This window comes from Streptomyces sp. NPDC097619 (assembly GCF_040302735.1).
Taxonomy (GTDB): Bacteria; Actinomycetota; Actinomycetes; order Streptomycetales; family Streptomycetaceae; genus Streptomyces.
Genome location: NZ_JBEOSD010000238.1, coordinates 1 through 8197 on the forward strand (window position 1 = coordinate 1; position 8197 = coordinate 8197).

General features: G+C 71.3%; 6 protein-coding genes. 4 read left to right on the forward strand and 2 right to left on the reverse strand.

The window, feature by feature from the left end; all coding sequences use genetic code 11:
• Nucleotides 1-115: 115 nt before the first annotated feature.
• Both ABTZ17_RS35005 and ABTZ17_RS35010 read right to left on the reverse strand, forming a co-directional pair.
• Nucleotides 116-2377, reverse strand: coding sequence for a heterodisulfide reductase-related iron-sulfur binding cluster (locus tag ABTZ17_RS35005; RefSeq protein WP_352199847.1), 2262 nt, complete (start codon nucleotides 2375-2377; stop codon nucleotides 116-118).
• A 130-nt stretch (nucleotides 2378-2507) separates the two neighbouring features.
• Entirely contained in the window at nucleotides 2508-3518 is a 1011-nt protein-coding gene (locus ABTZ17_RS35010) for a sugar transferase (RefSeq protein ID WP_352199848.1), read from the reverse strand.
• A gap of 351 nt (nucleotides 3519-3869) precedes the next feature.
• On the opposite strand from ABTZ17_RS35010, the gene dnaK reads away from it, so the two are divergent.
• The 4 genes from dnaK to ABTZ17_RS35030 all read left to right on the forward strand — a co-directional run bounded on the left by dnaK (nucleotide 3870) and on the right by ABTZ17_RS35030 (nucleotide 8103).
• Nucleotides 3870-5714 carry a molecular chaperone DnaK gene (gene dnaK, locus ABTZ17_RS35015; RefSeq protein WP_352199849.1) on the forward strand — a complete coding sequence of 615 codons (1845 nt, stop codon included), beginning with the start codon at nucleotides 3870-3872 and terminating at the stop codon, nucleotides 5712-5714.
• A complete protein-coding gene (gene grpE / locus ABTZ17_RS35020) occupies nucleotides 5714-6340 on the forward strand; it encodes a nucleotide exchange factor GrpE (protein WP_352199850.1) in 627 nt (208 codons plus the stop codon). Before dnaK ends, grpE begins: the two co-directional genes overlap by 1 nt.
• Before the next feature lie 130 nt (nucleotides 6341-6470).
• Entirely contained in the window at nucleotides 6471-7646 is a 1176-nt protein-coding gene (gene dnaJ, locus ABTZ17_RS35025) for a molecular chaperone DnaJ (RefSeq protein ID WP_352199851.1), read from the forward strand.
• Nucleotides 7647-7650: 4 nt separating this feature from the next.
• Complete coding sequence (locus tag ABTZ17_RS35030) at nucleotides 7651-8103, forward strand: heat shock protein transcriptional repressor HspR (RefSeq protein WP_352199852.1); 453 nt, start codon at nucleotides 7651-7653, stop codon at nucleotides 8101-8103.
• Nucleotides 8104-8197 lie beyond the last annotated feature (94 nt).

The following is an 8197-nucleotide window of genomic DNA, read 5'->3' on the forward strand; positions in this document are numbered from 1 at the left end:
CCACCACTCCGCTCTCCCTATCTGTCCCGCACCAACCGCCCCCCTCACCCCCGGCCGGCCGGTCCCCCCCCGGGGGGGGGGACCGGCCGTCCGTCTCACGACGCTTCGGTCGGGATCAGGCCGCGGGCTCCGGCTGGGGCTCCTCGGCCGGTTCCGGCTCCGGGTCGGCGGGGGTCTTCACGGACTCCAGCAGCAGCTGGGCCACGTCCACGACCTGCACGGACTCCTTGGCCTTGCCGTCGTTCTTCTTGCCGTTGACCGAGTCGGTGAGCATCACCAGGCAGAACGGGCAGGCGGTGGAGACGATGTCCGGGTTGAGGGACAGGGCCTCGTCCACGCGCTCGTTGTTGATGCGCTTGCCGATCCGCTCCTCCATCCACATCCGCGCGCCACCGGCGCCGCAGCAGAAGCCCCGCTCCTTGTGGCGGTGCATCTCCTGCTGACGCAGGCCCGGGACGGCCGACATGATCTCGCGCGGGGGCGTGTAGACCTTGTTGTGGCGGCCCAGGTAGCAGGGGTCGTGGTAGGTGATCAGACCGTCCACCGGGGTCACCGGCAGCAGCTTGCCCTCGTCGATGAGGTGCTGGAGCAGCTGGGTGTGGTGGATGACCTCGTACTCGCCGCCGAGCTGCGGGTACTCGTTCGCGATGGTGTTGAAGCAGTGCGGGCAGGTCGAGACGATCTTCTTCGCCGACTTCGGCTTCTTCGTCGACTCGTCCTCGTCGTCCTCGCCGAAGGCCATGTTCAGCATGGCCACGTTCTCCTGGCCCAGCTGCTGGAAGAGCGGCTCGTTGCCGAGGCGGCGCGGGGAGTCGCCCGTGCACTTCTCCTCGCCGCCCATGATCGCGAACTTGACGCCCGCCATGTGCAGCAGCTCGGCGAAGGCCTTCGTGGTCTTCTTGGCCCGGTCCTCCAGGGCGCCCGCACAGCCGACCCAGTACAGGTAGTCGACCTCGGAGAGGTCCTCGACGTCCTTGCCCACGATCGGGACCTCGAAGTCGACCTCCTTGGTCCACTCCACGCGCTGCTTCTTGGCGAGGCCCCAGGGGTTGCCCTTCTTCTCCAGGTTCTTGAGCATCGTGCCCGCCTCGGACGGGAACGCGGACTCGATCATCACCTGGTAGCGGCGCATGTCGACGATGTGGTCGATGTGCTCGATGTCCACCGGGCACTGCTCCACGCAGGCGCCGCAGGTGGTGCAGGACCACAGCACGTCCGGGTCGATGACGCCGTTCTCCTCGGCGGTGCCGATGAGGGGGCGCTCGGCCTCCGCGAGGGCCGCGGCCGGGACGCCGGCGAGCTGCTCCTCGGTGGCCTTCTCCTCGCCCTCCATGGTCTTGCCGCCGCCGGCCAGCAGGTACGGGGCCTTGGCGTGCGCGTGGTCGCGCAGCGACATGATCAGGAGCTTGGGGGAGAGGGGCTTGCCGGTGTTCCAGGCCGGGCACTGCGACTGGCAGCGGCCGCACTCGGTGCAGGTGGAGAAGTCGAGGATGCCCTTCCAGGAGAACTGCTCGACCTGGGAGACGCCGAAGACGTCCTCCTCGCCCGGGTCCTCGAAGTCGATCTGCTTGCCGCCCGAGGTCATCGGCTGGAGGGCGCCGAGCGCCGTGCCGCCGTCGGCGTTCCGCTTGAACCAGATGTTCGGGAAGCCGAGGAAGCGGTGCCAGGCCACGCCCATGTTGGTGTTGAGCGAGACCGTGATCATCCAGATCATCGTCGCGCCGATCTTGAACAGCGCGGTGATGTAGACCAGGTTCTGCAGGGTGGCGACGGACAGCCCCTTGTAGGCCAGCACCAGCGGGTACGAGGCGAAGTACGCCAGGTCGTACGACTCGACGTGGTGCAGGGCGCCTTCGAGGCCGCGCAGGTTCAGGATCGCCAGGCCGATCAGCAGGATGATCCACTCGACGAAGTACGCCTGCCAGGCCTTCGAGCCCGCGAACCGGGACTTGCGGCCCGGCTTGGAGGGCAGGTTCAGCAGCCGGATCGCCATCAGGACGACGATGCCGAGGACCGTGAGCAGGCCGATGAACTCGGTGTAGAACTCGAACGGCAGGAAGCCGCCGACCACCGGGAGGATCCAGTCGGCCTTGAAGAGCTGGCCGAAGGCCTGCACGAGCGTGGGCGGCAGCGTGAGGAAGCCGATCGCGACGAACCAGTGCGCGAAGCCGACGATGCCCCAGCGGTTCATGCGGCTGTGGCCGAGGAACTCGCGGACCAGGGTGAGCGACCGCTCCTTGGGGCGGTCGGTGCGGCTGCCTGCCGGAACCGGCTGGCCGAGATTCACGAACCGGTAGATCTGCGCCACGGCTCGGGCGAGCAGCGCGACGCCGACCACGGTCAGGACCAGCGACACGATGATCGCGGCGAGTTGCATTGGGGGGCTCCTCGGGCGGGCCTGCGAGGCGGATTACTAGGCAGTAACTTATTCGGTCAAGCCTGAGGTTACCCACTTATAGGGCCGCACTGTAGTTGTGCGGGCGGTGATCTGTGTCGCTCAGGTCACCCTATGCGGGGCCTGGGCGGGCCCGGGTGACCCCCCGGTTACCGGCGCCGCCGCCGTCGCCCTCGCGGGCCGCCGCGCCGCTCGTGCCGGGCGGGTCAAGAGTGACAGACGGGGCGGGCGGGGCCTGCGCCGCGTCCACCGCCGTCGGAGCGTGCGGGGTGGGGGTGGGCGCGGTGGGTGCGGCCGGTGCGGCGGGGAGCGTGACGCGGTCCGCGGGGGCGGGGGCCGGGACCGGGGGCGGTTCCTCGGTGACGAGCGGGTCCGGGGCCGGGGCGGCGCGGAAGGCCGCCCGTGGGGTCTGGGCCAGGATCGCCAGGTCCATGCCCAGCCAATGGTGCTCCACGTAGTGCAGGTCGAGCAGGGTCATCTCCTCCCAGGGCAGCTCCGAGCGGGCGCTGACCTGCCAGAGCCCCGTCATCCCGGGCCGTACCCACAGGCGCCCGCGGGGGCCCGGCCGTAGCTCGGGCCTCGGCCCGACCAGCGACATCTCGCCCCGGAGGACGTTCCACAGCTGCGGGATCCCCTGGAGCCGGTGCCGCCGCAGCCGGTCGCCCAGCGGGCTGCCCGCGGTCCGCAGCAGCCAGCGCCGGTACGGGCGCCCGCCGAGCCCCGTCGCGGGGGCCCGGACCAGCGGGGCGGCCCGGCAGGAGACGGCGAGGGCGGCGGCCAGCAGCAGGAGCGCGGGCAGGGCGGCGGCCAGCAGCAGCGCGGCCGCGCCGAGGTCGAAGACCCGTTTCGCCCCCGGCCGGGGGAGGCGTCCGAGGCGGGCCGCGACCGCCCGGAGCGCGCGGGCCGGCGACAGGGAGCGGGTGGACCGGGGCGGCCGGTCGGGGCGGGGCGGCCGGGGGGCGGAGGGCCGGCCGGTCCGGGCGGTGAGGGTGTCCCGGGCCCCGCGCAGGGCCGCCAGGGTCGCGGCCGCGGGGCCGGGCCGGCCGCCTGCGAGGATCCGGCCGGCGGGGCGCGGGTGCCGTGGGGCCCGCCGGGGGCGGGACGGCGAGGGTGTGGCGGGCATGCGGTCACGGTGCCGGGCCGCCCGCCCGCGGGCGCGTTGCCGCGCGGGCCGGGTCCCCCGCTCGGACGTGCCCCGCCCCGGCCGCGTACCGCGCTCCGGTCGAGCCCGGCCGGCGGGGCGCCCGTATCCCGCCGCATCCCCGCCGGAGCCGCGCCGGCGGGTCGGGTGGGCCCTAGGGGGCGGGATCAGGGACGAACGAGGGTCGCAAACCGGCACGTTCCGGCGGGCCGAGGAGTTAACTGAGTGGAAGGCAGGCGCAAGAGTTGAGTCGCCTTGACTCAGCTCTGTTGACTCGCTGGAATCCGTGAGGCATCCTTGAGCCTGTTCCACTCAAGTCATGGAGGCAATGAAATGGCACGTGCGGTCGGCATCGACCTGGGCACGACTAACTCCGTCGTCAGCGTTCTCGAAGGCGGCGAGCCCACCGTCATCACCAACGCAGAGGGCGCCAGGACCACGCCGTCCGTCGTCGCCTTCGCCAAGAACGGCGAGGTCCTCGTCGGTGAGGTCGCCAAGCGCCAGGCGGTCACCAACGTCGACCGGACCATCCGCTCGGTGAAGCGCCACATGGGCACCGACTGGAAGATCGAGATCGACGGCAAGAGCTTCAACCCGCAGCAGATGAGCGCCTTCATCCTGCAGAAGCTCAAGCGCGACGCCGAGGCGTACCTGGGCGAGAAGGTCACGGACGCGGTCATCACCGTCCCGGCCTACTTCAACGACTCCGAGCGCCAGGCCACCAAGGAGGCCGGCGAGATCGCGGGTCTGAACGTCCTGCGCATTGTCAACGAGCCGACTGCGGCCGCCCTGGCCTACGGCCTCGACAAGGACGACCAGACCATTCTCGTCTTCGACCTCGGTGGCGGCACCTTCGACGTGTCCCTGCTGGAGATCGGCGACGGCGTCGTCGAGGTCAAGGCCACCAACGGTGACAACCACCTCGGCGGCGACGACTGGGACCAGCGCGTCGTCGACTACCTGGTCAAGCAGTTCCAGAACGGCCACGGCGTCGACCTGGGCAAGGACAAGATGGCCCTCCAGCGCCTCCGCGAGGCCGCCGAGAAGGCCAAGATCGAGCTGTCCTCCTCCACGGAGACCTCGATCAACCTGCCCTACATCACGGCGTCCGCCGAGGGCCCGCTCCACCTGGACGAGAAGCTCACCCGCGCCCAGTTCCAGCAGCTGACCTCGGACCTCCTGGACCGCTGCAAGACCCCGTTCCACAACGTCATCAAGGACGCGGGCATCGCCCTCTCCGAGATCGACCACGTGGTCCTGGTCGGCGGCTCCACCCGCATGCCCGCCGTCGCCGAGCTCGTCAAGGAGCTGACCGGCGGCAAGGAGGCCAACAAGGGCGTGAACCCGGACGAGGTCGTCGCCATCGGCGCCACCCTCCAGGCCGGCGTCCTCAAGGGTGAGGTCAAGGACGTCCTGCTCCTCGACGTGACCCCGCTGTCCCTCGGCATCGAGACCAAGGGCGGCATCATGACCAAGCTCATCGAGCGCAACACCACGATCCCGACCAAGCGGTCCGAGATCTTCACGACGGCCGAGGACAACCAGCCGTCCGTGCAGATCCAGGTCTACCAGGGCGAGCGCGAGATCGCGGCGTACAACAAGAAGCTCGGCATGTTCGAGCTGACCGGTCTGCCGCCGGCCCCCCGCGGCGTGCCGCAGATCGAGGTCGCCTTCGACATCGACGCCAACGGCATCATGCACGTGACCGCCAAGGACCTGGGCACGGGCAAGGAGCAGAAGATGACCGTCACCGGCGGCTCCTCGCTGCCGAAGGACGAGGTCGACCGGATGCGCCAGGAGGCCGAGCAGTACGCGGAGGAGGACCAGCGCCGCCGCGAGTCCGCCGAGAGCCGCAACCAGGGCGAGCAGCTCGTCTACCAGACCGAGAAGTTCCTCAAGGACAACGAGGACAAGGTCCCCGCGGACGTCAAGACCGAGGTCGAGGCCGCCGTCGCCGAGCTGAAGGAGAAGCTCAAGGGCGAGGACGCCGCCGAGATCCGCACCGCCACGGAGAAGGTCGCGGCCGTCTCGCAGAAGCTGGGCCAGGCGATCTACGCCGACGCCCAGGCCGCGGGTGCCGCCGGCACCCCGGGTGACGCGGGCGCCAAGGCCGCCGACGACGACGTCGTCGACGCCGAGATCGTCGACGAGGACAAGCCGAAGGGCGGCGCTGCCTGATGTCGGAGGAGACCCCGGGCTTCGAGGAGAAGCCCGAAGTCCCCGCCGAGGGCACGCCCGAGGAGCCGAAGGCCGCCGACTCCGCGGAGGAGGCGGCCCCGGCCGGGGAAGCGAAGTCCGCGTCCGACGTCGGCCTGCTGGCCCAGCTGGACCAGGCCCGCAGCGCGCTCGGCGAGCGCACCGCGGACCTCCAGCGGCTCCAGGCCGAGTACCAGAACTACCGTCGTCGGGTGGACCGGGACCGGGTCACCGTCAAGGAGATCGCCGTCGCCGGCCTCCTGTCGGAGCTCCTCCCCACGCTCGACGACGTCGGCCGCGCGCGGGAACACGGCGAGCTGGTCGGCGGGTTCAAGTCGGTGGCCGAGTCCCTGGAGACGGTCGTCGCCAAGATGGGCCTGCAGCAGTTCGGCAAGGAGGGCGAGCCCTTCGACCCGACGATCCACGAGGCCCTGATGCACTCGTACGCGCCGGACGTCACCGAGACGACCTGCGTGGCGATCCTGCAGCCCGGCTACCGGATCGGCGAGCGTACGATCCGCCCCGCGCGGGTCGCCGTGGCCGAGCCCCAGCCGGGTTCGGCCAAGCCGGAGGGCTCCGAGGAGTCCGAGGGCAAGGGCGACGAGTAACACCGCCGCCCGGCAGCGACAGAACGGGTGACGGCCGCCCCACCGGCGGCCGTCACCCGGCAGTACCAGCAGCGACCGGCCCCGACCGGCCGCACAGGAAGAACACCCGGCAGCGGGAGGAGGGACGTCGATGAGCACGAAGGACTTCGTCGAGAAGGACTACTACAAGGTTCTCGGCGTCCCCAAGGACGCTACCGAGGCCGAGATCAAGAAGGCGTACCGCAAGCTCGCCCGCGAGTTCCACCCGGACGCCAACAAGGGCAACGCCGAGGCCGAGGAGCGCTTCAAGGAGATCTCCGAGGCGAACGACGTCCTCGCCGACCCCAAGAAGCGCAAGGAGTACGACGAGGCCCGCGCCCTCTTCGGCAGCGGCGGCTTCCGCCCGGGCCCCGGCTCCGGCGGCTCCTTCAACTTCGACCTGGGCGACCTCTTCGGGGGCGCGCAGGGCGGCGCCGGAGCCGGTGGCTTCGGCGGCGGCGGGATCGGCGACGTCTTCGGCGGCCTCTTCAACCGCGGTGGCGGCCCGGGTGCCCGCACCCAGCCCCGCCGGGGCCAGGACATCGAGTCCGAGGTCACGCTCAGCTTCACCGAGGCCGTGGACGGGGCCACCGTCCCGCTGCGCATGTCCAGCCAGGCCCCCTGCAAGGCGTGTTCGGGCACCGGCGACCAGAACGGCACCCCCCGGGTCTGTCCCACCTGCGTCGGCACCGGCCAGGTCTCCCGCGGCGGCGGGGGCGGCTTCTCGCTCACCGACCCCTGCGTGGACTGCAAGGGTCGCGGCCTGATCGCCGAGAACCCCTGCGAGGTCTGCAAGGGCAGCGGTCGCGCCCGCTCCTCGCGCACCATGCAGGTCCGCATCCCGGCGGGCGTCTCCGACGGGCAGCGGATCCGGCTGCGCGGCAAGGGCGCGCCCGGCGAGCGCGGCGGACCGGCGGGCGACCTGTACGTGGTGGTCCACGTCGACGCCCACCCGGTGTTCGGCCGCAAGGACGACAACCTGACCGTCACCGTGCCCGTCTCCTTCCCGGAGGCGGCCCTCGGCGGCGAGGTGCGGGTACCGACCCTCGGCGGCCCCGCCGTCACCCTCAAACTTCCCCCGGGCACCCCCAACGGTCGTACGATGCGGGCCCGCGGCAAGGGCGCGGTCCGCAAGGACGGCACCCGCGGCGACCTCCTCGTCACCATCGAGGTGGCCGTGCCCGCGCAGCTGTCCGACAAGGCGCGTGACGCCCTGGAGGCCTTCCGCGACGCCACCGCGGACCAGGACCCCCGGGAAGAGCTGTTCCAGGCCGCGAAGGGAGCGTGAGCCCATGAATACGGACGGCAGACGCCGGAATCCCTATGAGCTGACCGACGAGTCCCCGGTGTACGTCATCTCGGTCGCCGCCCAGCTGTCGGGTCTGCATCCGCAGACCCTCCGCCAGTACGACCGCCTCGGTCTGGTCTCCCCGGACCGGACCGCCGGGCGCGGTCGGCGCTATTCGGCCCGTGACATCGAACTGCTCCGCACGGTGCAGCAGTTGTCCCAGGACGAGGGCATCAACCTGGCCGGCATCAAGCGGATCATCGAGCTGGAGAACCAGGTCGCCGCGCTCCAGGCGCGGGTCGCCGAACTGTCCGCCGCGGTGGACGGCGCGGCCCGGGCCATGCAGCAGCGGGAGGCCCAGGTGCACGCCTCCTACCGGCGGGACCTGGTCCCGTACCAGGACGTGCAGCAGACGAGCGCGCTGGTGGTGTGGCGGCCCAAGCGGTCCGCCGACTAGCCGACGCGCGGTGGTTCGTGCGAGGGCCCGCCGCCCCGCCCGCCGGGTGGGAGTGAGCCGGGTATTCTGCCTGACCTTCGAAGTCGAGTTCTTC

What these genes read in the sequence shown, in the direction of transcription:
- ABTZ17_RS35030 (WP_352199852.1), top strand. Translation starts at nt 7,651, where the DNA reads ATGAATACGGACGGCAGACGCCGGAATCCCTATGAGCTGACCGACGAG.
- ABTZ17_RS35010 (WP_352199848.1), bottom strand. Translation starts at nt 3,518, where the DNA reads ATGCCCGCCACACCCTCGCCGTCCCGCCCCCGGCGGGCCCCACGGCAC.
- ABTZ17_RS35005 (WP_352199847.1), bottom strand. Translation starts at nt 2,377, where the DNA reads ATGCAACTCGCCGCGATCATCGTGTCGCTGGTCCTGACCGTGGTCGGC.
- grpE (WP_352199850.1), top strand. Translation starts at nt 5,714, where the DNA reads ATGTCGGAGGAGACCCCGGGCTTCGAGGAGAAGCCCGAAGTCCCCGCC.
- dnaJ (WP_352199851.1), top strand. Translation starts at nt 6,471, where the DNA reads ATGAGCACGAAGGACTTCGTCGAGAAGGACTACTACAAGGTTCTCGGC.
- dnaK (WP_352199849.1), top strand. Translation starts at nt 3,870, where the DNA reads ATGGCACGTGCGGTCGGCATCGACCTGGGCACGACTAACTCCGTCGTC.